The sequence below is a fragment of the Spirochaetae bacterium HGW-Spirochaetae-1 genome, from assembly GCA_002839375.1.
Classification (GTDB): Bacteria; Spirochaetota; UBA4802; order UBA4802; family UBA5550; genus PGXY01.
Map to the genome: position 1 here is coordinate 149161 of PGXY01000010.1, position 25038 is coordinate 174198.

Consider the following 25038-nt stretch of genomic DNA (forward strand, 5'->3'; position numbering starts at 1 on the left):
ACCAGACCCGGCATAAAATCAAGCATAATTGAGGGGACATAAAGATTTATCGGTGATTTCTATTTTTGAAAAATTTTATTGAAATCAGAAAATGGCATTTCCAATGAGGACAAAGAGAATTGACAAAATGAACAGTGTTTACATTATTGAAAAAAAAGACCGGCCGTATGGTGCATCAATGACATTATAGGGTCAATTTTCAATCAAACAGAAAAAGGGGATGTGTATGGGCAGCAAAATGTATGTAAAGGTACTATTAATTCTACTGATTTTTTCCGCGCTGATATCTGTGCAGCATGGATTCGCGAATATCGATTATCTTCCCAATCAGAGCGCCGAATATCACCGCACCATAAGCAGGAACGCCGCTACGGATGCCGCAGACATCGTGAACTACAACCCGGCAGGCACGGTTTTCCTGAGGGACGGTCTCTATATCAATGCCGGGAACCAGATCGTTCCCAAACTCGATTATATCATCACCTACCAGGGACAGGAGTATAAGTCCGAGAAGCCCGTGTGGCTCCTGCCGGACCTCTATGCCGTGTACAAGAAGGGGAACATCGCCTTTTTCGGCGCCTTCAATGTCCCGGCCGGCGGCGGTTCTGTGAATTATAAAAGCGGGGTACCCATGATGCCCATGTATGTATCGCTGGTGAAAGAGGCGGCGATTCCCATCATTCAGGATCAGGCTGCTCAAGAACTTGATACTTTCCCTATAATCGGGGCATTATTCACCTATGAATCCGCCCTGGAAGAAGTCCAGAATAATGTTGATTTGTCCGGCACAACAGTTACTTGGGATGGCGGCGCCATCGAAGGCAGCTCCATGTATCTGGCAGGCACTGTTGGGATGGCCGTGAAACCCATGGATGCGCTGTCATTGTCTCTGAGTGTTCGCGTCATGTATGCCCTCAACACGTATAAGGGATATTCAGCATATATTATAGATCCTATTGCCTCTGGAAGCGGACTTTACGGTCCTACCGTTGCAAACGGTATAAATGATGCAGAAAATGAAACCGAACGCGTGGAACTGGACGCTTCCACGAGCGCCCTGGGTTTCGGCAAGATCATCGGATTAGATGTGCGTCCCTTTCAGCTCTTCGGTATAAAGGCTTTCAATCTGGAGAGCCTGCTCGTGGGTCTCCGTTTCGAGGACGCCACGGTGCTGAAGTTCAAAGAGAAAGTAAATGATGGAAAGGACTTCGCCGGCATGTTCGTCGACGGCCGCAAGACCAATCGTGACCTGCCCATGCTCATCGCCGCGGGCGTGCATTACGACATCATGTCGTGGCTCTCGGCCAGCGTGAGCTTCACCTATTATTTCCTCAAGATGGCCGACAACGCCGAGGATACGGCCGAAGATGTGAACGTCTACGACGACGATTACGGCAACCCTTTTGATGTTTCCTTCGGTATAGAATACAAGCCCTTCAACTGGCTGAAGTTCGGCACGGGATACCAGTACACCAATACGACGGGTAACAAGAATACCTATAATGACCTGGAATTTTCCCTGTCGTGCCATACCGTGGGTGTGGGCGTGGCTTACAAGCCCCTGCAGGACCTGACGCTGAACGCGGGTTTTTCAGCCACGATTTTTGCCAAACAGAAAGAGGTCACAGGACAGGAAGCCTTCCAGAAGAAAATTCTGGCCGTGGGCCTCGGTGCGGAATATGTATTCTTTACCGGCAGCAATGTTGATAATACGCAGGATAGGAAAAAAGACGAGAAACGCAAGCCTATGGATATGCGCCTGCGATAGTTAAGGCAGCGGGGCCGGAGGATCTATTCACTGTCCCCGGCTTCCCAGGTAGGGCATATCCTGCTTGAACCCGGCTCATAGTCGCGGCATATCTTGGGCCGGGTCTCATATATGGAACAGGCTGTGTGGTCTTCCATATACTTCAGAAAGGGACACCCGTGGAGGTACATGCCCGTTCCCGCCGAAATGAGATGGTCCCCGGCCCATATGGGCTGCCAGTGTTCCATCACATGAAGTATATCATACCTTTTCTCCTGTTTCCATCGCTCCAGATCTTTTTCGGTATACAGAGAAAAGACGTTGGCAAGACAGCATTTCCCGCACTGCAGGCATTGGCTGTTGTTGTGATTCGCCATTTTTTAGACATGCTTGCAGAAAACCGGTGATATTGCAATAAAATTATTAAAAATATAAAACTTTTTAAATGCAACCACGGGGTCACAGAGGCACAGGGGGTGGGGAGAGTGGGTTTATAGTCTGCAGCCAGAAAAAACGCCATTGAAAAAATATATCTAAAAAAATAACTCATTCCGGATTCCTGGGATTTTTGATTCCACCGGAGAGGGATAGATGCCAATGAATGTAAAGAATAATTATATCGCTTTGCATTTAACTATACCCGGGTAAAAAAGGTAATAATAATTCACGCGGAGTCGCAGAGGCGCAAAGTTTTTAAATGGTTTCATTTGATAACCTTTAAATCAGGATGCGATATACGCATGTTGTATCCAGCATAACACTTTGCGTCTTAGCGCCTTTGCGTGATTACATTCTTTAATTTATACCTGATTTCAGGTATTATGGCAAAATTCCAACAATACGGAATGAGCCAAAAAAAATCAAGCTTCCGGATACCTGTAGTTTATAAACCAAAATTGATTTAGCTATGAATAGAAAAACCACACTTCTTCTTTTTTCTTTTTCTTTCCCTGTGCTTTCCCCGTGGTGCTCTTTTAAAAAATTCATTTCAAAAGCATGTGAGGGAATGAAGTTATGAAAGCATGTTGGTAGAATGCTGTCGCTTACTTCCCTTTCAGGTAACGCACTTCCAGGTCCTGGATCGCGGCGATTACGCGAAAATAGGAGAGGGGCATCTCCGAGGCAAGGCTGTGGAAGGCGAAGGCAATGTATCGGTTGTGGTCCTTTTCTCCGGGCCTCGTGGCGTCCATGAGATGCCAGCGGCCTCCGTAGAAGGCCTCGGCCCACATGTGGTAGACAAAGATATTGCGGCGGCCGCCAAATTCGGGAACGAGAATCATGCCCATGACGGCCCTGGCAGGGATACCCAGGGACCGCAGCAGGGCCACGGTGAGAACCGTGTGTTCCGTGCAGTCGCCGCTGCGGCTCCGTATGACGTTTACGGCGGGAAGCAGGGGAATGCCCAGGGTTTTCCTATCGATAAATTCCGAGACAAAGCGTTCTACTTTAACAGGCTGGTTTTTGCCCGCAAGAAACCGGTGGGCCAGGTTTTTTACCTCCGGCGAGGTTAGATTCAGGAATCTCGTATCGCCCAGGTATTTTTTCATATCAGTGCCCGCACTGGTATGCGAAGAGAAATCGCCGCAGCGCAGTATTACGGTCTTACCGTTGCTTTTATACTGCTTTACAATTTTCTGGAAGGGCGTTGTCTCGGGTTCGAAGGCTTCGTCTGTGGAATGGAGCATGTATTCCGATATTTTTTCTCCATAGACTTTCGCGGTGAAATCCTTTACCTCCACGGAAAAGGATGAGAAGTCTACGGACTGCGGCGATGCCTCTGTGAGAGCGCAGGCGCAGCATAGAGAGGAAAGTATGATAGCCAGGGTCTTCATTGCTATTGTTCTTTCAGAAGCTCAATTTTGTTGTTGAGCATGACGATGACTGCCTTCTGTGTGACGCCGCTTTCATCGATGTATATATCGATATTCTTGAAGTTTTCTATGGCCTGTACAATATGAATGACGGAAATGGTTTTTCCATCAATGCTTATATTCTCACTGCCCATGACCCTGGCAATGACCCGCACGGGTTCTTCAAGTTCAAACGTCGGATCGTAAAGGTATGCCGAGACCCTGGCTCCCGGCTTGAACTTTTCTTTCAGCAGCTGCGACATGAAGAAGTTGCCGTCCAGGATAAAGGGTTTTTCAATAGTGACGGTCGATTCCATCCCATCGGTGTTGACCGTCACGTTTTTACCCGAGAAAAGTGCCGTGGTATGCATTTTCTGTACGTCGCTGCCGTTAACGACCGTGTTCAGTATTTCCAGCTTTATGGGCTGGAATGAATCGGTTTCAACCGTTACCTGCCGGGCCGTGTTTTTTATGCGGCCCATTTCCATGGTCATCTCCATGCCCGAGGTGTATATGCCGTTTTTAAGTTCATTCGATATGGTGGCTTTGCCGATAGCCACGCCGTTCATGAGCAGTCGGTAGTTCCATGATCCCATGGGGATGGCTGTTGGGGCGCTTTTCCCGCACTGCAGGGCCGCAAGGAACAGTATAATAATGAATGATAATTTTTTTAACATGACATCTTCTCCACGGTCATTTCTTAAAGTGGTCAAAACCCGAAAGCGTCACCGGTATCTTGGCGCCCTGTTTTTCGATAAAATATTCCTTGTCCAGGATAGTGCCGATGGGGGTCACGGCTACTCCATTTATTTCACCTGCCGCCTCGCCGGGTCTTGCCGCTGAGGTGAAAAGGAGCTCATACTCTTCGCCGCTGTTGAGAAAGATATTTTCCGGCTCCAGGCCCTTTTCGGCGCAATAGGACCTTAAGAGGGGCGTACAGGGAAATAATTCTTCTTTTAGCAGGAAACCCCTGCCGCTCTCTTTCACAATATGACCCAGGTCCGAGAGGAGGCCGTCGGATATATCGATCATAGCCGTGGGCTTAAAGAGTTTCATCAGCGGTTCCACTATGGATGCGCGGCAGGGCGGACGGTCATGTTTTTCCGTAAGTCCGCGGTACGCGGTCATTCCCGCAGGGTCGTCGTTCATGAGGAGGTCCAGTCCGGCCCGGCATTCGCCTAGGCTTCCCGTTATATAAATGGTGTCGTTCGGGCGCGCGCCGCTTCGTAGGACAGGATCATATCCTGCCGTTTCCCCGTAGATGCTGATGCTGATGACCAGTTCTTTTGAACTTGAAATATCACCGCCGGCAATGGCCAGGCCTGCCATGGATGCCGCTTCGGTCATTCCTTTGTACAGCGATGCGATATAATCCTCTTCGGTGCCGGGCGGTACGCCCAGGGCCACCAGGGCAAGCCTGCAGGCGCCGCCCATGGCGCTGACGTCTGAAATGTTGCCCGTCATGGCCTTGTAGCCGATGTCTTCCGGCGAGCTTTTACCGGTAATGAAGTGGACCGATTCGACGCTCATGTCCGTAGAGAAAAGGCCGAACCGGTCCGGGCCGAGCCGGTACACGGCGCAGTCGTCACCAATGCCGGTCAAAAGGTCAGGCAGGTGTTCCGGCAGTCCCGATCGTATCTGCTTTGTTATTCTGTCAAGAAGGTCCCATTCACTGTTGATTGGCATAAAAACCGTTCCCGTTACGAGCAATATGTTTTAATGCAGTATGAGATCCGTTTTTTGATGTTTTCATAGCCGATGAGGGGAAGGGCCTGTTCCAGGTCCGGGCCCTTGAGCCGTCCCGTAACCAGTGCCCTTACGGGCATGAAGAGCTTTTTCCCCTTCTGCGTGCTGTTATCTTTTATTTTATGGATCAGTTCCGCGGCGAAATTTTCAGCGTTGATTTCTTTATCGATAAGATCCGCCGCTGCCGTGATGATCTCCCGGGCGTAATCCTCCCTGAGCATGGCATCGGCTTCTTCGTCGGGAATGGTCGCGTCCTCAAGGAAGATGGGGATAAATCTGCCGATGTCGGAGAGGACCTCGCAGCTGCCCCGGAGGAGGGCGATGATGGACTCCAGTTTCTCCCGGGGAACCGATGAGGGACTAAAGCCTGCCTGCTCGATATATGGAATCATGAGATCCGTGAGGGCCGGGATTGCGTAGCTGCGTATGTACTGGCCGTTCATCCAGCGCAGTTTCTGGAAATCAAAGACCGTAGCGCTTTTGCCCAGGCCGTCCAGCTCAAAATGTTTCAGCAGTTCGTCAAAGGGGAGTATTTCCTCGCCCGATTCCGTGGCCCATCCCAGCATGGCTAGATAATTCATGAGCGCCTCGGGAAGGTATCCCTCTTTCCTGTAGAGGTCCACGGAGGTTATGCCGTGCCGCTTGCTCAGCTTTGAGCGGTCCGGGCCCAGGATGAGGGGCATGTGGGCGAATTCGGGAATGGGCAGCCCCAGGGCTTTTCCGATGAGTATCTGCTTGGGCGTATTGGACAAGTGGTCTTCGCCGCGAACCACATGAGTTATGTTCATCAGGGCATCGTCGATGACCACGATGTAGTTATATACCGGTACGCCGTCGGACCGGACAATGATAAAATCGCCGCCTATATTATTGGAGTTGAACTGCGTGTCACCCTTCAGGTGGTCCTTAATGGTGACAGTTTCGTTCTCGGGTACATGGAAACGCACCGTGGGTTTACGTCCTTCATCTATGAAGCGCTGCGTTTCCTCCCTGCTCAGGTTTCTGCATTTTCCATTGTAGGTGAAGGAGGCCGTACTGCCGTCGGCGCCCTTGCGGGTTTCTTCGAGTTCTTCCTTGGTGCAGTAGCAGTGATAGGCCTTGCCCCCGGCGAGCAGTTTTTCCGTGTATTGGCGGTATATATCGAATCGTTCCGACTGCCGGTATGGCCCGTATTCACCGCCCTTGTCGGGACCCTCGTCCCAACTGATGCCCATCCAGCGCAGGTCGTCCATGATGGAAAGCTCCGATTCCCCGGTGCTTCGCTCCATGTCCGTGTCCTCGATGCGGAGCACCATCTTAGCTCCGTATTTCCTGGAAACCAGGTAGTTTATTACGGCGGTCCTTGCGTTGCCGATATGCAGAAATCCCGTGGGACTGGGTGCGAAACGTACGCGCATATGAATCTCCTTGCACTATTATATAGAATGAAGAAGAGCATGTCGAGGGTATCGCTGTATTGTCAATTAAAAAAGGATTAAACAATATTCTCTTATAATCACGTATAATCATGGCTGCCATGCTTTTTTCATTGACATTACTTCAGTCATGGGAAATATGTTGGCCTGTTCCGGCCCGAATCGTTTTTCATTGATAAAAGGCGCCGGTATTTCAGTATCCGTTTTAATAAAGATAGTTCGAATGTTGTTAAAAATATATAAAAATCAGGGCCAGCACAGGAAAAATATATGGATAGCGCTATCAAAAAGGCCGCAGAGGCCATCAAGGGGTCGGAAAACCTTATCTCTCTGACCGGGGCGGGTATTTCAGTGGAAAGCGGTATCCCCGATTTTCGCAGCGCCGGAGGTCTCTGGGAAAAATACGACCCCGCGATCTATGCCACGATCGAAACCTTCAAAAAAGATCCCCGCATGTCCTGGGATATGATTTTTGACATGATCGATGTTACGGCCGGAGCGGAACCAAATCCGGGGCACTATGCCCTGTCCGAGTTGGAATCCCTGGGTTACCTCAAAGGCATTATCACCCAGAACATCGACAACCTGCACCAGCGCGCCGGGAGCACCCGGGTGGTGGAATACCACGGTAATGCCACGAGGCTGGAATGCCTGGGATGTCATGGGGGATTCGGCATGGAATCCTTCAATATCGCGGAAAAAGAAATCCCCCGCTGTCCGAAGTGCAACAGGATTTTGAAACCGGCGGTTATTTTCTTCGGCGAGATGATACCCCGCAGCGCGCTCCTGGATTCCAATGTTCTCACGCAGATGGCCGACGCCGTACTTGTCGTGGGGACATCGGCCATCGTGTATCCAGCCGCCGGAATCCCCTTTGAAGCAAAAAAGAACGGCGCCGTTATAATCGAGGTCAACGTGGAAAGAACGCCCTTCTCCAGTCACATAACCGATATTTTCATCGAGGGGCGGGCCGGTGAAATGCTTCCCCTCCTGGTGCAGGCCGTCAAGGGTACATGACGGGAGACATGTCTTGGAACGGATACAGCTACTTTCTGAAAACATAAAGAATAAGATTTCCGCCGGTGAGGTCGTCGAGGGACCCTTTTCCGTGGTCAAGGAACTGATGGAGAACGCCATTGATGCCGGGGCCACGGCCATACAGGTCCAGGTCCTGGAGGCCGGTTTAAAAAAGATCACGGTTACCGATAATGGTCACGGCATCTTCAGTGAGGATATGGAGCTTGCCCTGTGCGACCATGCCACGAGCAAAATCCGCGACGTTCATGATATCGAGCATATCGGTTCCTACGGTTTCAGGGGAGAGGCGCTGTCCAGCATTGCCTCCATTTCAGTAATGACCATCCTTTCCCGTTCAATGTCGGAGTCCTCGGGAACACGTATCACCAACGAGGGAGGCGCGCATACCGTGAGCCCCTATGCCGGTCTTGCCGGAACCACGGTCATCGTGGAGAACCTGTTCTTTAATGTACCGGCACGGAAGAAATTCCTCAAGGCCCGCAATACGGAGATGAAGCTTCTCCGCGAAACCTTTCTTCGCCTGGCCCTGCCCAATCATGGCATCGAATTTTCTCTCGATGTGGACGGGAAGCGCAATATCACCCTCAGGGCCGCCGGGACCATCGATGAAAGGGTCCGCCAGATTTACGGCGATGAAGTTTTCGGTCAGCTGTACTATGAGACGCTTCAGGACCTGAAGGTGTCCGTCGGCGGATTTTTTTCGAAGCCCGATTTTCTCCGGTCATCACGAAACATGCAGCTCTATTACATAAACGGGCGTCCCGTGGAAAACCGTTACCTGGGCTTTCTCCTTTCCCGGGCTTATGAGGCCGTTGCCGTGAAAGGCAAATATCCCGCCGCTATTATTTTTACCGAAATCGATCCGCAGCTCGTTGATGTGAATATACACCCGGCCAAGCGGGAAGTGAAACTCTTTGATCAGCGCTACATGGACAGTCTGGTGCTGCACCTGGCTGAAAAGGCCCTGAACCGGTCCCATGCCATGGATGCCTCCCTCTTCAGGGAAACGGCTCGCAGGCCCGACACCATAGAGGAAGAAGAAGGCGGAAGAAGCGACGAGGATATCTCCGTGCCGGCAGGCCCGCGCCGTGATGAACAGCCGACGTACCGCCAATTCACTGCAGATTCTCCCGTCGAAACGGAGTCTCTTCCTTTGAGAGAGCTTCCGGGCCTGTACACGGCTCTCACCGGGCAGGAAGATTACCGCATACTGGGAACTGTTTTTGACACCTATATCATGGTGGAAAAGGATAACTCTCTCAGTTTCATCGATTTTCATGCAGCCCATGAACGTTTTATTTTCGATGCTCTCATGAAACCTGGTCACACCATGGAGATTCAGGAGCTCATGTTTCCCGTCATGATGGAATTGCCCCTGGATGACTTCAATGTTGTCATGGACAGTATTGAGAGATTTTCCGAAATTGGGTTTGACATCGGGGAGTTTTCTGATAAAACAATCACCATACGGACCTTTCCTGCCGTTGCGGGCAAAGTGGATATTGAAGCCTTTGTCCATGAATGCATCGATGAGATACGCGATGAGCGCGGGAAAAGGGACGTGAGAAAATCCATTGCGGCATCGGCGGCCTGTCATGCGGCGAAACGTTCCGGGGACCTGCTCAGCCGCAGCGAGATGACCGTTATGATAAACAGGATATTCAGCGGCGAGCATGAACTGCGTTGTCCCCATGGACGCCCCTTCGTGCATGCCCTGAGGAAAGAAGATCTTGAGAGGATATTTAAAAGATAATGAAAAAAATAATTCTTGGAGTCAGCTCATCCATTTCCGCCTATAAGGCCTATGACCTGGCGCGTCTCTTCGTCAAGGACGGTTTTTCCGTTCATACCGTGCTTACGGAGAACGCGCTTAATCTTGTCTCGCCCCTTACTTTTGAAACGCTTACGGGGAATCCCGTCTATACCTATTCTTACGCGCAGGACAGGCGTGAGATGGGACATATCTCGCTGAAGGATAATGCCTCGCTTTTCCTGGTGGCGCCGGCCACGGCCAATGTAATCGGGAAATTCGCGGGCGGCATCGCCGATGATCTGCTCAGCACCACGTTCCTTTCCGTTGATTGTCCCGTCATGATTGCTCCGGCAATGAATCCCAATATGTACGGACACCGGGCCGTGCAGGAAAACATGGCGAAGCTGAAGTCATGGGGAGTCCTCTTCGTGGAACCCGAAACGGGCATCGTGGCCTGCGGTGATGAAGGGCAGGGGAAACTGGCGGACATTGAAACCATCTTCAAGGCGGCAAAAAATGCACTTTAAGGACAGGAAAATCATAATAACGGGTGGACCGACACGGGAATGGCTGGATCCGGTTCGGTTCATATCCAACCCCTCAACGGGGAAAATGGGCATCGCCCTGGCTGACGAGGCTTTCAGGCGCGGCGGTGAAACGGTCTTTATCCATGGTCCCATCGATATGCAACTCGTGGAAGACAAACCGTACCGCACCGTGAAAGTTGAGAGCACCGGAGATATGCTCAGGGCCGTAATGGATGAAATCAGGGACTATGGCCTTCTCATCATGTCGGCTGCCCCTGCCGATTATACTGCAGCATCCCCTTCTGCAACCAAGATTAAAAAAACTGAAGATGAGTTAACCCTTACACTGAAAAAGACGCCGGATATTCTCAAAAATGTGGCCGTAAAGCGACAGGAGGGAGGCCTTGATCACCTCTTTGTCGTGGGATTTGCCGCTGAAACCGACAATGTTGAAGAATACGCCCTGGGTAAACTGAAAAGCAAGAACCTGGATATGATATGCCTCAATGACGTGTCCCGCAAGGGTGCCGGTTTTGGTACGGAAACCAATATAATCGTCATATTCAACCGCGACGGTGTCAGGATAAAACTTCCCATTCTGTCCAAGGCCGATGTGGCGGTAAAAATATTTGACCGGATCGAGACGCAGCTTTCACACTAAGAAAAATGTCATGCTTTCAAATTCTTGGAAAGATCGTTGTAGTGCCGTATATTGAAAGTAGTATATGCCCTGCGTGCAGGTATCTTTCACCGGAAGGAGGTCGGATCATGTGGCACAGAAAACCCGTTGTGGCAGGGGCGTTCTATCCTGCGGAAAAATCGGAACTGCAGCACGTGATTACACGGTATCTCGACGATGCCGATGCGTCGCAGGTTCAGGGTGAAGTGGTGGCGGTCATATCCCCCCATGCCGGATATATTTATTCAGGGCCGGTGGCGGCCTATTCGTACCGGCTTTTAAAAGAGCTGAAACCCGAGGTTGTCATAGTGCTGGCTCCCTCACACCGGGGCCGTTTCAACGGTGCCTCGGTTATCCCCGGGGGAGAATATGAGACTCCTCTTGGAAATGTAAAAATCGACGAGACCATAGGCCGCAAACTCGTGGAAAAGCCTCATTTTTCGTTCCTCAAGGAGGCCCATCAGATGGAGCATTCCCTTGAGGTGCAGGTTCCCTTCCTCCAGAGCGTTATTGACAGTTTTACCCTGGTACCGGTGGTTATCGGGACCATCGATCTGGACGTGTGCCGGGAACTGGCCGGGGGAATTGCCGAAGCCATTGACGGGGATGCACGGAAAATTGCCATCGTAATTTCAACGGACCTGTCCCATTACCACTCCTATGAATCGGCGAAGAGCCTGGATGCGATTTTTATGGACGGTCTTCGGACCTTCAGTGAGCAGAAGATAAAGGAGGCCCTGAAGCATGGGGCCGAGGCATGTGGTGAGGGGCCGGTGCTGACCGGTGTGATGCTCAGTAAAAAATTGGGCGCCGGCAGGGTTGAGATTTTGAAATATGCCACATCGGGCGATACGGCCGGGGACAAAAACCAGGTGGTGGGATATCTTTCCGCCGCCATCATGCGGTAGCAATATAAGGAGGACTCCATGGAGGACTTGAATCGTGAACAGCAGATCGCCTTACTGGGGTTCGCACGGAAGACCATAGCGGACCAGCTGGGCGTTGAATGCGAAATAGCATCGGGCGACTTTTCCCACCCTGTTTTCCTGGAAAAGTGCGGTGCCTTTGTTACGCTTCATATCGGGGGAAATCTCCGGGGATGCATCGGGTATATAATCGGCATGAAAACCATACCGGAGACTATACAGGAGATGGCCCTGTCGGCGGCATTCAGGGACCCGCGGTTTCGTCCCCTGTCTAAAGGCGAATATTCCGGCATTGATATTGAAATATCGGTCCTTTCCCCTATTGAGGAGGTACGTGACGTTAAGAATATCACGGTGGGACGCGACGGCATCATTATTTCCCGCGGACCTCACCAGGGACTTCTTCTTCCACAGGTCGCCACGGAGCAGGGATGGGAACTGCCGCAGTTCCTGGAGCATACCTGCTACAAGGCCGGGCTTCCCGGGAACGCCTGGAAGGATCCAGCCACGAAAATTGAAAAGTTTTCCGCGCAGGTCTTCGGCGAAAAGGAACTTGGCCTGATATAGTGGTTTCTCCCTTCCGTATAAATAAGACAATATCAATGAGCAGGTGCGATATGAAAAAAGTTGTTGTCATTTTCATGCTTTTTGTAGTGGTATTACCTTCATGCAAAAAGAAGGAGAAATTTCTCGAGCCGGAAATTATTTTAAGAAAATGGGCCGGTGCCATTGAACGCCTGGATTACTTTGAATACCGGAAATGCGAGGCCTATCCCAAGGAAAAGGATGTATTCCGTGAGATGTACCGGGATTTCTATCTCAGCGGCATTTCGGTGGTAACTATCGGCCCCCTTTCGGAGAAGGATATAAAGAAGGACCCTGACGATAATTCTTTTATAAAGAGAAATGTGGTTTTTGAATGCAAACAGGTTCAGCGCAGGGACAGAAAAGTGCAGCATCCCATCAAGGGTGAGGTTTTTTTTATCAGGTTTGTTGAAGGCGAGAGGAAGAAGGAAGGCTGGCTCATGGCCAACAGGACCCTCATGCATATTCCTCAGGAGTAGAACAAATACATGCCAGGAATTATATAATGAAATTATATGAATTGTTCATCGGTTTCAGGTATCTGAAATCGAAAAAGAGCCAGGGTTTCATCTCTTTTAATACGCTTCTTTCCGTGCTCATTGTGGGAATCGGGGTTTTTATCCTCATCGTGGTTATTTCGGTCATGAACGGTTTCCAGGCCCAGATCAAGGATAAAATTCTCGATGTAGATTCCCATATCACCGTGAGCAATATCTATGGCGATATCAAAGGTAATTCCATCACCGAATACAACAGCCTGGGGGAGCGCATCAGGAGTATCGACGGTATTGTTTCCGTTAATCCCTTCATCCAGGGGCAGGGGCTCCTGCGGCATCATTCTTATATCAGCTATGTCATGATCAGGGGCATGGGTTCACGGGGAAATGTCCCGGCCGAAGTTAAAAAATTTATTACCGAGGGCGGCGATGATTTTGCCGTTAAAAAGGGCGTCTATATCGGCTCTGAAATGGCCCTGAACTATAATATAAAGAGGGACCAGTATATCGAAATTATCGTTCCACGGGGTCAGCTCACGGCTACGGAGGGAGTGACACCCGGTATTGGACGGTTCAAGGTACTGGGATTCTTTAAAACGGGATACTATGATTTTGATACAAAGCTTGTCATCATGTCTCTTGCTGAGGCGCAGAATCTCTTTGAGGTGGGAAATGTGGCCTGGGGTATCGGCATCAAGGTTAAAGATGTTTATAACCAGCTCAACAGAATTTCGTCCAAAATCCAGTCAGTCATCGGTTTTCAGTACGTGACTATGACCGCCGAGGAGAAGAATCAGAACCTTTTCTACGCCCTGAAGCTGGAGAAGCTCATCATGACCATCATTCTTTTCCTGGTCATCATTTCGGCGGGATTTACCATTATGGGAACCCTGGTCATGGTTGTAATGGAAAAGAGGAAGGCCATCGGCATCCTCAAGTCCATGGGAGCCAGGCCCACCTCTATCATGGTTATTTTTATCATGGAGGGCTTTCTCATCGGGGTGATCGGTGCCGTAACGGGCGTCATAGCCGGTCTTGCGGCTTCGCTTAATCTGGAGGCTATTATTCTCTGGATAGAAAAAAGCATCAATGCCGTTATGGCGGGAATCTATCAGGCTTTCAATCTTGGTATATTTTATAAAATATCCATCGTCCCCACCCATGTATATTATATTGATTCCATCCCAACGGAGGTTAAACCCGAGTTCGTGGCCTTTATTGCCATTTTCGCTGTTTTCCTCGCCACGGTATCAGCCATATTTCCGGCATGGCACGCCTCACGGCAGAATCCCGTGGAAACGATAAGGTATGAATAAGGAGGAAATGTGGAACGAGAGGTAATAATAGAAGCGGAGAATGTAGAGAAGATCTACGGATACGGTCACAGCGCCCTGAAGGTGCTCAAGGGCGTATCCTTCTCCATTAATCGCGGTGAAGTGGTATCCATCGTGGGTCCGTCGGGCGCGGGAAAATCAACGCTGTTGAACCTGGTGGGATGTATTGACGGCTTCCAGAACGGTACACTGAAAATACTCGACAGATATGTGTCTCATCTCAGCGTGGATGAGCTTTCCAGCTTTCGGGGAAGACACATAGGTTTCATATTCCAGCTCCACAATCTCCTGCCGGAATTCACCGCCGTGGAAAACCTTATGATGCCCCTACTCATCCGGCGCGAAAAAAAGAAACTGGCTCGTGAGAAGGCCATGTATTTTCTGGAGAGGTTCAATCTCTCGGATCGCGCCCACCATAAACCGCCGGAATTGTCGGGAGGCGAGTGCCAGCGCGTGGCCGTTGCCCGGGCGATCATCGGTGAACCGGAAATTATCCTGGCCGACGAACCCACGGGGAGCCTGGACAGTGCCAATTCCCAGAACCTGACGGATATCCTTCTGGACCTGGGAAGGGAGCGGAACACCACTATCGTCATCGTGACCCACGATATGAGCATAGCCTCGCGGACGGAGCGGACTATCTCAATCATAGACGGAAAGATTATGAATCCCGTGGAGCACCCCGTCCCGGAACCGTGAAATATGGCAGATGTTATTAAAACAATAACCGACAGGGAGCATTTCCCTCATATATTCAATACCTATTTTGCCGGGAATGAAGTATACCTGCGGACAAAGAACGGCAACCTGCTGCTGCAGTTTCTCGGTATCAGCAATGACCATGTGGCGTTCCGCATCCCCTCGGTAAAAAACATACCTGATACAATAACCGTGCAGACGCGCCATGGCACCAATACAATTTATGCGAGCCTGAAATTCTTTGAAAAAAACGAGGATACCTTTGTTTTCGTGCCGGTGAAAATCCAGGTCGTGGCTGAATCACGGAAGGAAGACCGGAAGCTTGTTGGCGACGATGGGGGCGGAAAAACCGTGCTCTACATCTATGATATCATATCCGATACGGTGATACAGAACGCCATCAGCATGCAGAGCAAGAAAGTGGAGAAAATCATCGAGATTGCCGAGTTTGAACTGAAAAAGAAGTTTGAGAATGTCAGAATAAACTTTATAGCAGCCGGGATCAATGACTCGCGCCTGAAATATATCCTGGCTACCAGGAAATACATATACATTCCCGACCTGAACAGCCAGCCGCCGCCGGACCAGGAGGAGGCTTTCAATAATTACCTGAACACGATCTATAAAAAGGATTTTCAGCTCAACCGGGGGCACAAATATGTGTCTGAGGCCACGGTGCCCATCATGTTCCGGAAACTCATTCCTTATGGATACATCCAGGTAAATAATTCCTCGGCCATGAGCGACGGTATATTCGAGGTCGTGAAGAGGATGGCCATTATTGTCGATCAGTTGTTCATCAAAAACACTATTTTTACCCCTATCAATGCCAAATTCCTGGTTTCCGATATCTCACGCAGCGGTCTGGGTATTGTCTTCAAGGACCGGCGACTCACGGGTTATTTCAGGAAGGGCAGCACCATCAGCTTTGAAACCATGCTTCCTACCCAGAAAAGGGCCGTAATTGGAGCCGTTATACGCAACATAACCTTCATGGAAGGCGGCGTGATAAAGGTGGGCATGGAAGTCAACCAGATGGATAAAACAAGCTGGGCTAATGTGGAGGAATATCTCGACCAGGCCGGCATCTGACAGCCCGTTCCATTACTTTTTCTTTTTCTCTTTCTTTAGTCCGGCCTTCATCATTTTCTTTTCCAGCTTCCCGTTACTCTCAGGCGCTGTCAATGGCGCAGGAGCAGGAGACTTGTTTTCCCCCGCACCTGAATTTTCTTCGTGATTTATTTTGTTTCGCTTGGAACGATTGATAAGATGTTCGGCCAGCATTCTTCCGAAGTGGGCGATAAATCCCGACACCAGGATGGTTATCACCCACTTCAGGATCGTGGTGATATTTGCAGTAAAAAAAAATTCTTTTATTTCATTCATGGGTCCGTCAGAAATCGGCCGGGGTCAGCTTTTTATTCAGGGTCCCCATCATGTAGTAGCCTGAAAGCTCTTGGTCCCTGGTCTTTCCGTCCTTTTGGTAGAACTTCCACAGGCCGTTGCGTTTGTCATTCATATATTCTCCCTCGGCCATGAGAGCTCCCGTGGGATAGTATTCCTTGAAGGCCTTGGTTTTCTTGCTCAGCATGTATTCACCCTCGGATTTGACTGTTCCGTTGGGATAGTATTCCTTGTATGTACCGTTGATCTTAGCGTTGTGGGGCAGGCCCGTAAAATTCCCCTCGCCGATGAGCTTCCCGTTTTCATAAATCCAGCCCGTGCCGTTTGCCATGCCGCCTTCAAGGGTATAGCGTATTTTTAGCTTGCCGTTCTTTTCATAATACTTCCATATCCCCTTCTGGGAGTTGTCAACATAGGGGCCTTCCGATTCCAGGGTTCCCTCGGGCGTAAATGTCTGCCAGAGGCCTTCCATCTTATCATTGATGAATTTCCCCGTCATTTTTCTCTTGCCGTTTTCATGGTATACGGTCCAGGTGCCGGTCTTCATGCCGTCGGCATATTGTCCCAGCATTTTTTTGTTGCCGTCGGGATAGTTCTCATACCAGGCTCCGTGAAGCTTGTCATCTTTATAAAATGAAGACAACTTCAACTTGCCGTCCATGTAGAATTCCTGGCAGATGCCGTTCTTCTTTCCCGCCAGGTAGTGTTCAATTTTCTGTGTTATTTTAGTTTTGGGGAAGTAGGTTTTTTTCTCTCCGGCTACCTTGTTGTCGACGTAGTAAATTTCCGACTGTTTCAGGCCTGTTTCATCATAGGTAGTGACAAGGCCGTTGAGCTTGCCGCCGCCATAGACGGCCTCGGCCTGGATTTTTCCGCTTTTAAAATAGGAAATCCAGGGGCCTTCCTGTTTGTTGGCCTTAAAATTTCCCTTTTGCTTCACCAGGGTTCCTTTGCCGTCTTCGTAATAGAAGCTCCATTCGTTTTCCTTCAGGACCTTTTCCGTTCCCGCTTCGGTCATTTTGCTGAATCCTCCTTTTCCGAGAAGGGCTCCCGAGGGATAGTAGAGCTCCATGACTTCTCCCTTGAAAACCGGGGGTTTGTCACCCGCTGCAGAATCGGGTTTTTTTTTGTCCTTGGATGCGCATGAAAATAAAAACAGCGCTGAGAATAGCAGTATTGCGGCTTTTTTTGTGTTCATTTCGGTGATTTCTCCTTTTGGCCCTTGAGATTTGTTTAAGTAAAAGAGGAATGAGGGCAAATGTCAATATTATTTCACTTAATTAAGTCATGGATGATGATGATTTGTTACGAAAGGAAAAGTTATATCGGTGATATAACTTTATTTCTTATCAAAAATTTACATCTGACCGATAGATTTACTGAGCATTCATATACTATTTGCGGAAATCCACGGAGGGATACCACATGATGAAGCCCGTTATAGACCTGGAAGCAATTCTTAACGATGAAAAACAGATTTATGAAGAAATATACGCTCTTGAAGAGAAAAAAGAAGGCGCCATCCTGGACAGAGACGGACGTCAGCTTGAAAAGCTGTCCCTGATACAGGAAAAACTACTGGAAAATCTCTCCGTATTGGAAAAAAAACGAGATCGGGTAATAGAGGATTATATCCGCATTAACAACCTGCAGGACCTTTCGGGAACCGTTACACTGCAGGAGATAGTACGGCTCATGGATGAGGGTTCATCCCGTCATTTCAGGCAGCTTGGCATGGACCTGAAGAATACCCTCAGGCGGCTCAGCAATCTGCAGCATACCAACGAAATACTGATCAAGGATAATATTGATTTTTTTAATATGCTCATGTCGGGGCTGCGAAACAGCACGTCCATACAGGCCGGATACAACAGCGCGGGCAAGGAAAACAGCAAGACGGCCGGTTCACTTCTATTTAACAAAACAGCATAAGAGACGGCCCAGGAGGATACATTATGAATTCAACATTCATGGGACTCGAAATCGGAAAAAAGGGACTCATGTCCCATCAACAGGCCCTTCATGTAACGGGGCATAATATATCAAATGCCGAAAACAAGGAATATTCACGGCAGAGGGTGGTGATAACCTCGGCGGACCCACTCTATGTTCCTGCCCTGAACCGGGCCAACACGCCGGGAAACATCGGCCAGGGATCCGTTGTAGCATCGGTGGAGAGAATCCGCGATGCCTTTATCGATGACCGGATAATTACCGAGAAAAACACCATGGGTTACTGGCAGACCAAGAACGATTTTGTTTACCAGATCGAGGCTGTCTATAATGAGCCGTCGGATCAATCGGTGCGGAGCAAGCTGGACCAACTCTGGCAGTCATGGGAAGAGCTGTCAAAATATCCCGAGGAGCGTTCAACAAGGGAGGTGGTGAAGCAGAAGGCGGTGAATCTTTCAAACGAGGTAAACCTTGTCTATCGGCAGCTCTATGACCTCCGTCTCAATGCCAATCGCCAGGTTGCTCACCGGGTTGACCAGATAAATATGTACGCCAGAGACGTTCGCGACCTGAACGAGCGCATACTCAAGGCCGAGGCCCTGGGAGACAATCCCAATGACCTGAAGGATCGAAGGGACGCCCTCATCGAAAAACTATCTACAATTGTCAATGTGTCCGTGGGAAGAAACGATAAGGACGAGGTTTTCGTGTATATCAGCGGTGAAAATCTGGTCCAGGGGGAGATTTTTCATCCCCTGGAGGCTAAGATGGACATGGAAAATAACGGCATGTTCAAGGTAGTCTGGCAGGAGAGCGGACGGGATGTCACTATCAAGAACGGTGAGATTTACGGACTCATAGAAGTGCGGGATAAAATACTTCGTGAGAATATCAACGATATGAACTCCTTTGCCATAAACCTCGTGGACATGACCAATGAAGTACACCGCGACGGATTCGGCAGACGCGGTGAAACCAACGCGGACTTTTTCAAGCACATGCTGGTGAGTGATAATACCGAAGGTAACTTTGACCTGAACAATGACGGGGTCGATGATGTATCGGCCATTTTCAAGGTCGCCGGCTCAAACAAGCTCGACGCATCGGCGGCAATAGGCATCACGGGAACCCTCACCTTTGTCACAAACGATGAGCTGGAATCGACTGCCCAGATCGATTACAACAGCAAGGACACGGTCAATTCCATCATTAAAAAAATAAACGACGCCAAGGTGGGAGTAGTAGCCTACCTGGATCATAACAGCCAGCTGGCCATGAAGGCCACCGTGGCGAAGGATGTGGACAAGAAGAACTTCATGATTCGGCACCTGGAGGATTCGGGACAGTTTCTCGTGGGTTTCTCCGGCATACTCAAGCAGAGCGGGCCCCAGGGCTCCTTTGATTACCGCCGGCTGAATGACATCGCAAAATTTCTTCCGTCGCGTGAGCATATCACCATCGCTCCGAAATTCAACCCGGCTTCCTACATGCAGATTGCCGATTCAATCGTTAATGATGTAGATAAAATAGCTGCAGCCCAGGGCAGGGATGTGGGCGGCACGGGCGATGTTAACACGGGCAATGGCATCGGAGATGGAACCAATGCCCTCCGGCTCGCCCATCTCAGGCATAAAAATGGCATGGTTGACAACAATACGACATTTAACGATTTTTATGTCGCACTCGTATCCCAGATAGGAACACAGGGGGAAGAGGCAAAGGATCGTGTAAAAAACCAGGAAACGCTTCTGAAAAATCTTACCAATCTCCGGGAATCCGTATCGGGCATAAACCTCGACGAGGAAATGGCAAACATGGTGGCGTTCCAGCACGGCTACAATGCCGCTGCCAGGGTCATCAATACCATGGATCAGATGCTGGATACGATTATAAACAGGATGGGTGCATAACATGAACCGCATAACAAATCATATGATTAATAACACCATGGTGTATAACCTGCAGAGGCACCAGACTGAAATGGATGCCTCGCAGAACCGGCTTGCCACGGGAAAAAACGTGCAGATGCCCCGGGATAATCCAATTGCCGCCACAAACCAGATGCTGTACAACTCCAGGCTTACCGAGGTGGAACAGTACATCAAGAACATAGATGAAGGAAAATCCCGGCTCGATGAAGTCGATACGGCGGTTCAGTCGACACTGAGAATATTCCAGCGGCTCAGGGTCCTCACTGTCCAGGGTGCCCATGGTATCTATTCAAACTTCGAGAGAAAAGAAGCCGCGGCCACGGAAATCAATCAGCTCCTGGAGGAACTGGTCAACATCGCCAACACCAAGGGAGCCACGGGCCGCCCTATTTTCGGCGGGCATCAGACCGGGACTGAAGATCAGCCCAATCCCTTTGTTGCAATCTACCAGACCCTGACTGCAGGGAACCAGGGCGATGCCATGATTGGCGTGGAGTACCGGGGAAATACGGGTAAAATGATGAGGGAAATCGCCAAGGGCGAATATATGTCGGTGAATGTCCCGGGGAATGAAATCTTCTGGGCCACTAACCAGATCCTTACCTCCAACCAGGATGTTACGGGATATGCGGTATCGGCCAATCAGAGCCTCCGTATCGACGGCACGGAAATAAATATTTCGGCCGGTGACAATATTGACATCATCATAGATAAGATAAATAATGCCGGGATCAGTGTCCGTGCCTCCAAGGGCGGAAGAAACAACCTGATCATGGAAACCACTTCGCCCCACCAGATATGGCTCGAGGATATGGGCAGCGGTAAAGTTCTCCAGGACCTGGGAATGGTCAATACCAATTTTCCCCATCCACCCAATAACCTGTCACCTACGGTCACTGTGGGCGGCATGTCGATCTTTGAGGCCGTGATAACCCTCAGGGACGACTTGATCAGGGGCGATCAGGAACTGGTGGGCGGTCGCGATCTGGGCCTCATTGATATGGCCCTGGACAACGTGCTCCGCCATGTGGCTGCCGTGGGGGCCAAGCAGAGCAGGTCCGAGGAACTGGTCCGGAGATCGGAATATGAGAAGGGGACCGTTCTGGAAATGATAGCCAAATCGGAGGGTGTCGATTATGCCGAGGAGATCATGAATTTTAAATGGCTGGAGACGGTGCACCAGTATGCCCTGTCGGTGGGGGCAAAGTCAATCATGCCCACTCTGATGGATTTTCTCAGATAAGTATATGGTGTCCCGAGGAATAGTTACGCGTCAGAATAATTATTGAGAGGTATTTTTATTGGGAATGATAATAAAAACAAGACCCTATGGGGACATGGAAATCAACGAGAAACAGATCGTTGATTTTCCCGAAGGGATTCTGGGATTTGATTACATCAAAAAATTTGTATTGATTGACTCAGATGATTCAGGATCTCCATTTAAATGGCTTCAGGCCTTCGATGAACCTGATCTGGCCTTTGTCGTGATCAGGCCAGTGGATTTTCTCAGTGTGTATGAACTGGTCATTTCGCAGAATGACCTGGAAGCCGTGGGAACTGAAAAACCCGACGGGCTCCTGGTTCTTGCCATTGTGACAATACCCGCCAACCCATCGGATATGACGGCAAACCTTCAGGGGCCCGTTATAATAAATCCCGATAAAAAGCTCGGCAGGCAGGCTATTTCCCTCAGTGATAAATATCATGTCCGTCACAGAATTCTGGATGAGATGGAAAAAACATCCGAGGCTGGGGGGTGAGGGCATGTTAGTACTGGCGAGAAGACTGAATGAAAGCATCATGATTGGCGATGAAATCGAAGTCGTCATCATTGATATAAAGGGCGACCAGGTAAAGCTCGGTATCAAGGCGCCTAAAAAAGTGACTGTCCACAGGAAAGAGATTTACGATGAAATCAAGGGACAGAATATAGAGGCCGTCAAATCGCAGTTCGACCCTGCCAAACTGCGGGATCTTTCAGATCTGTTTCCGAAGGATAAGAATAAAAAATAATGAAATATATTATCCATGAGCCATTGATATACCTGTTCATACCCCTTGCCATTGTTTTTCTGGCCAGGGAGTACGTAACATTCAGGAATATTCTTCCCCTGAAATATCTGCTCACGCCATCCATTCCGGCAATGCTTGCCGGGATGGTAATCATGGCGGTATGGTATACCGGCATTGACCGGTACAGTATACTTATAATTACCGCATTAATGCTTTCAATGATAGCCGATGTTATGCTGATGATTGTAGAAATAGACCTCCTGAAATACGGAATCGTATATTTTCTCCTTGCCCATGTCGTGTACATATTCGCTTTCTCGGTCGGGTATCAGTTTCAGCCGTGGAATGCCGTAATCGGCGCATTTCTGTTAGCGAGCGTGATACTGTTTTATTATCGCATTGGGCGCCATGGTGGAAAGCTCAGAATTCCGGTCTTTGTGTACAGCGTTGTGCTGGCTTTAATGATATATTTTGCCTTTTCACATCTGGGTAACGGCAATCCTGCCGGGATCCTCGTAGCTATTGGAGGCGCACTCTTTGCCATCTCCGATACCTGTCTTGCCTACAATGCCTTTAAAAAGAAAATACCTCACAGCTCGGTCATCACCTGGGCAACCTACGGTCCTGCACAATTTCTTTTTGCCCTGTCATGTTTTTATCAATAATACCCTGCCATACGGGAGACTGAGTGGGAATCAGGCCTGTTAAGCGGTGCCGGTTTCTCCCGCAAGATCAAAATTGCGTTTAGCATATTGACATACGGGCACATCCTGTAGTACAATCTTACCACAACCCTTGGTTTGCTATATTATTATAAAGTAAAATGGTCGGCGATGAAAAATGTGCTCCACATCGACAATAGTACTGTTTTTATAACTATTTTTGAAAAGGCTTTCTCGGAAAAGGGAATATTTTATACGCCTGTCTTTACCATGGCACATGCGTTCAAAATATTCGAGGAAAAAGAGATCGACCTGATAATTACATCGTATGAACTCGATGACGGGAACGGTTTTCAATTCATTGATAAACTTCATGACAGTAAATATGCCCATATACCCGTTGTCATGCTTTCATCCAATGATTCACTGGAATTCAGAACGGAAGTATATTCCCATGGCATATCCTATTTTATGCCCAAGGGCATATCCTATAATCAGATACTTAATTACATCGACAAACTCAAGCAGGATGACGGCATCAAGCAGAAGCTTATGAATATGAAAATCGCTGTCCTGGACGACAGTGTCGTATCACTGAATTATATTGAACGGATTTTTCAGGATCATGGCATTTTAACGGCGGATTATTTCACCGATCCAGGTGAGTTCTTAAAAGTTGCAACGGCATATTCGGTATATTTAATCGATATCATTCTGCCGGGGATTTCCGGTGATCAGATAATTTTTGAAGTGCGAAAACAGAACAGGAATTGTGTGATAATCGCCATATCCACAATAGATAATTATCGTGCAATATCGAATATACTCACTGCCGGGGCCGATGACTTCCTGATGAAACCCCTGGATGCCAACATGCTGATGGCCAAAATCATGTCCCATGTGAGAACATTTCTTCTTATGAGCGAAATCGAGAACAAGAATAAGCTCCTGGGGGAGATGGCCATTACCGATGGGCTTACGGGGCTCTATAATCATAATTATTCTTACCGGCGTCTCGAGGAAGAGATACATAAAAGGCGCAGGTATAAAAGGAGATGCTCCATAGCCATGATGGATGTGGACTGGTTCAAGTCTGTAAATGATAATTTCGGCCATCAGACAGGCGACCATGTTCTGAAAACCATAGCTGCCGTAATGAAAGGTGAACTCAGGGATGTGGATATCCTGGGCAGATATGGCGGAGAGGAGTTTATACTCATCTTTCCCGAAACCGGGCTTGATGGGGCATATATAATCTGCGAACGTGTGAGAAAAAGAATAGAGATGCTTGTATTTGATACGGAGGATCTGAAGGTTACCATCAGCGGCGGTGTGGTGGAAAACGATGAAGAGGATGCGCTGCAGCTCGTTGAAAAGGCTGACCGCTGTCTTTACCAGGCTAAAGATCAGGGGCGGAATATCATCGTTCGATGAATTTCTGTTTATTCTGTCCGGGGGTTGGTGAGATAAATATGGTTTTTCCCGAATATTTTTACGCGTCCGCCGGCCAGGGGGGTGCGGCGGATCTGCCGGAACGGGGCGATTCGGGCGGATATAAAGTCGACCCCGGCATATATTTTTTTCCCTATACGCGTTGCGGCATAGACCTGTGTTCCGCTGTCGATGATCAGGAAGAAGGATGGGAGGGGCGCATTTTTGTAGAACTCGGAGAAGATATCGCGGCCGCAATAATCAGCATCGTTAAGCGTAAGAGTAAAAAAATCTTTTTCATCTTTAAGATATATAGTGCATGCTTCCATGGGAACAATGGTAATATCGCTGAACGGAGTCATGAACCAGGACTGGTTTCTTTCGAAGGTAATCCATTTGTAGGGACGGCTGAGCAACCGGGAATAATCCTGTGATCCCGTCGTAATGGATGATATTTTTCTCTCTTCATGCTCGAGGCCGGGGAAATAACTGACGCTTTCATCGCGTAGTTCATTAATTTTTGAAATGAGAAAGTTTATAAGGGTAAAATCGATGCCATCACGCGTATAACGTCGTCGGTATTCCTTTATCACAGCATTGAGCTTGAGTATGTACTCATGTCCCCGAAGAGCATTAATGCCGGCATATATTGAAGAGAGGATATCTATATCCAGTTCGATCTTCGAGTAGATGCTTTCGAAGTGAGAGTACTCAAGCTCCAGGTTGTTGACCAGGATGTCCAGGTTGCCGCTGATTTCCTCGAGCTTCTGAATATTGTCCTGCCAGAAGCGCGTATAATCGGCATCGGTTATTTCCATGGGATTTTTATGCATAGAGCCCTTCCG

General features: G+C 49.0%; 24 protein-coding genes and 1 pseudogene. 17 read left to right on the top strand and 8 right to left on the bottom strand.

Features of this window, described 5'->3' with window-relative positions:
- Positions 1-226: 226 nt before the first annotated feature.
- Positions 227-1768 (top strand): hypothetical protein, encoded by a 1542-nt coding sequence (locus tag CVV44_19520; protein PKL35721.1) that lies wholly within the window; start codon positions 227-229, stop codon positions 1766-1768.
- Positions 1769-1791: 23 nt separating this feature from the next.
- On the opposite strand, the gene CVV44_19525 is transcribed toward CVV44_19520, so the two are convergent.
- The 5 genes from CVV44_19525 to CVV44_19545 form a co-directional block, all read right to left on the bottom strand.
- The gene (locus CVV44_19525) at positions 1792-2124 is read right to left on the bottom strand and encodes a hypothetical protein (protein PKL35722.1); all 333 of its coding nucleotides are present in this window, start codon (positions 2122-2124) and stop codon (positions 1792-1794) included.
- A gap of 666 nt (positions 2125-2790) precedes the next feature.
- Positions 2791-3579 (bottom strand): hypothetical protein, encoded by a 789-nt coding sequence (locus CVV44_19530; protein PKL35723.1) that lies wholly within the window; start codon positions 3577-3579, stop codon positions 2791-2793.
- Positions 3580-3581: 2 nt separating this feature from the next.
- Complete coding sequence (locus CVV44_19535; GenBank protein ID PKL35724.1) at positions 3582-4274, bottom strand: hypothetical protein; 693 nt, start codon at positions 4272-4274, stop codon at positions 3582-3584.
- A 16-nt stretch (positions 4275-4290) separates the two neighbouring features.
- Positions 4291-5283, bottom strand: coding sequence for a thiamine-phosphate kinase (gene thiL / locus CVV44_19540; protein PKL35725.1), 993 nt, complete (start codon positions 5281-5283; stop codon positions 4291-4293).
- 14 nt (positions 5284-5297) lie between these two features.
- A complete protein-coding gene (locus tag CVV44_19545) occupies positions 5298-6746 on the bottom strand; it encodes a glutamate--tRNA ligase (GenBank protein ID PKL35726.1) in 1449 nt (482 codons plus the stop codon).
- A gap of 282 nt (positions 6747-7028) precedes the next feature.
- Between CVV44_19545 and CVV44_19550 the strand changes: the two genes are divergently transcribed.
- The 9 genes and pseudogenes from CVV44_19550 to CVV44_19590 all read left to right on the top strand — a co-directional run bounded on the left by CVV44_19550 (position 7029) and on the right by CVV44_19590 (position 15888).
- Entirely contained in the window at positions 7029-7775 is a 747-nt protein-coding gene (locus tag CVV44_19550; protein PKL35727.1) for an RNA polymerase subunit sigma, read from the top strand.
- Positions 7732-9549, top strand: a complete 1818-nt coding sequence (locus CVV44_19555; GenBank protein ID PKL35728.1) for a hypothetical protein — start codon at positions 7732-7734, stop codon at positions 9547-9549. Before CVV44_19550 ends, CVV44_19555 begins: the two co-directional genes overlap by 44 nt.
- Positions 9549-10737 (top strand): annotated as a pseudogene (coaBC, locus tag CVV44_19560) (bifunctional phosphopantothenoylcysteine decarboxylase/phosphopantothenate--cysteine ligase CoaBC). The gene CVV44_19555 and the pseudogene coaBC overlap by 1 nt, the downstream one beginning before the upstream one ends.
- 5 nt (positions 10738-10742) lie before the next feature.
- The gene (gene amrB, locus CVV44_19565; protein PKL35729.1) at positions 10743-11663 is read left to right on the top strand and encodes an AmmeMemoRadiSam system protein B; all 921 of its coding nucleotides are present in this window, start codon (positions 10743-10745) and stop codon (positions 11661-11663) included.
- Between the two features lie 18 nt (positions 11664-11681).
- Positions 11682-12248, top strand: a complete 567-nt coding sequence (locus tag CVV44_19570) for an AMMECR1 domain-containing protein (protein PKL35730.1) — start codon at positions 11682-11684, stop codon at positions 12246-12248.
- Positions 12248-12745: a hypothetical protein gene (locus tag CVV44_19575; protein PKL35731.1), complete on the top strand. Its 498-nt coding sequence runs from the start codon at positions 12248-12250 to the stop codon at positions 12743-12745. Before CVV44_19570 ends, CVV44_19575 begins: the two co-directional genes overlap by 1 nt.
- A gap of 26 nt (positions 12746-12771) precedes the next feature.
- Positions 12772-14079 (top strand): hypothetical protein, encoded by a 1308-nt coding sequence (locus CVV44_19580; protein ID PKL35732.1) that lies wholly within the window; start codon positions 12772-12774, stop codon positions 14077-14079.
- A 24-nt stretch (positions 14080-14103) separates the two neighbouring features.
- A complete protein-coding gene (locus tag CVV44_19585; protein ID PKL35958.1) occupies positions 14104-14796 on the top strand; it encodes a lipoprotein-releasing system ATP-binding protein LolD in 693 nt (230 codons plus the stop codon).
- Between the two features lie 3 nt (positions 14797-14799).
- The gene (locus tag CVV44_19590; GenBank protein PKL35733.1) at positions 14800-15888 is read left to right on the top strand and encodes a hypothetical protein; all 1089 of its coding nucleotides are present in this window, start codon (positions 14800-14802) and stop codon (positions 15886-15888) included.
- Positions 15889-15900: 12 nt separating this feature from the next.
- On the opposite strand, the gene CVV44_19595 is transcribed toward CVV44_19590, so the two are convergent.
- Positions 15901-16182, bottom strand: coding sequence for a hypothetical protein (locus CVV44_19595; GenBank protein PKL35734.1), 282 nt, complete (start codon positions 16180-16182; stop codon positions 15901-15903).
- 7 nt (positions 16183-16189) lie between these two features.
- A complete protein-coding gene (locus tag CVV44_19600; GenBank protein ID PKL35735.1) occupies positions 16190-17398 on the bottom strand; it encodes a hypothetical protein in 1209 nt (402 codons plus the stop codon).
- Positions 17399-17625: 227 nt separating this feature from the next.
- Here CVV44_19600 and CVV44_19605 point away from each other — a divergent pair, with 227 nt between their 5' ends.
- The 7 genes from CVV44_19605 (at position 17626) to CVV44_19635 (ending at position 24196) form a co-directional block, all read left to right on the top strand.
- A complete protein-coding gene (locus CVV44_19605) occupies positions 17626-18132 on the top strand; it encodes a hypothetical protein (GenBank protein PKL35736.1) in 507 nt (168 codons plus the stop codon).
- Positions 18133-18155: 23 nt separating this feature from the next.
- Positions 18156-20063, top strand: coding sequence for a flagellar hook-associated protein FlgK (locus CVV44_19610; protein ID PKL35737.1), 1908 nt, complete (start codon positions 18156-18158; stop codon positions 20061-20063).
- Position 20064: 1 nt separating this feature from the next.
- A complete protein-coding gene (gene flgL / locus CVV44_19615) occupies positions 20065-21327 on the top strand; it encodes a flagellar hook-associated protein 3 (GenBank protein PKL35738.1) in 1263 nt (420 codons plus the stop codon).
- Positions 21328-21385: 58 nt separating this feature from the next.
- The gene (locus CVV44_19620; protein ID PKL35739.1) at positions 21386-21847 is read left to right on the top strand and encodes a flagellar assembly protein FliW; all 462 of its coding nucleotides are present in this window, start codon (positions 21386-21388) and stop codon (positions 21845-21847) included.
- A gap of 4 nt (positions 21848-21851) precedes the next feature.
- Positions 21852-22100 carry a carbon storage regulator gene (csrA, locus tag CVV44_19625; GenBank protein ID PKL35740.1) on the top strand — a complete coding sequence of 83 codons (249 nt, stop codon included), beginning with the start codon at positions 21852-21854 and terminating at the stop codon, positions 22098-22100.
- Positions 22100-22765, top strand: coding sequence for a hypothetical protein (locus CVV44_19630; GenBank protein PKL35741.1), 666 nt, complete (start codon positions 22100-22102; stop codon positions 22763-22765). Before csrA ends, CVV44_19630 begins: the two co-directional genes overlap by 1 nt.
- Positions 22766-22933: 168 nt before the next feature.
- Positions 22934-24196, top strand: coding sequence for a diguanylate cyclase response regulator (locus CVV44_19635; GenBank protein PKL35742.1), 1263 nt, complete (start codon positions 22934-22936; stop codon positions 24194-24196).
- Positions 24197-24204: 8 nt separating this feature from the next.
- On the opposite strand, the gene CVV44_19640 is transcribed toward CVV44_19635, so the two are convergent.
- On the bottom strand, positions 24205-25026 hold the full coding sequence (locus CVV44_19640) for a hypothetical protein (protein ID PKL35743.1): 822 nt from the start codon (positions 25024-25026) through the stop codon (positions 24205-24207).
- Between the last annotated feature and the right edge of the window lie 12 nt (positions 25027-25038).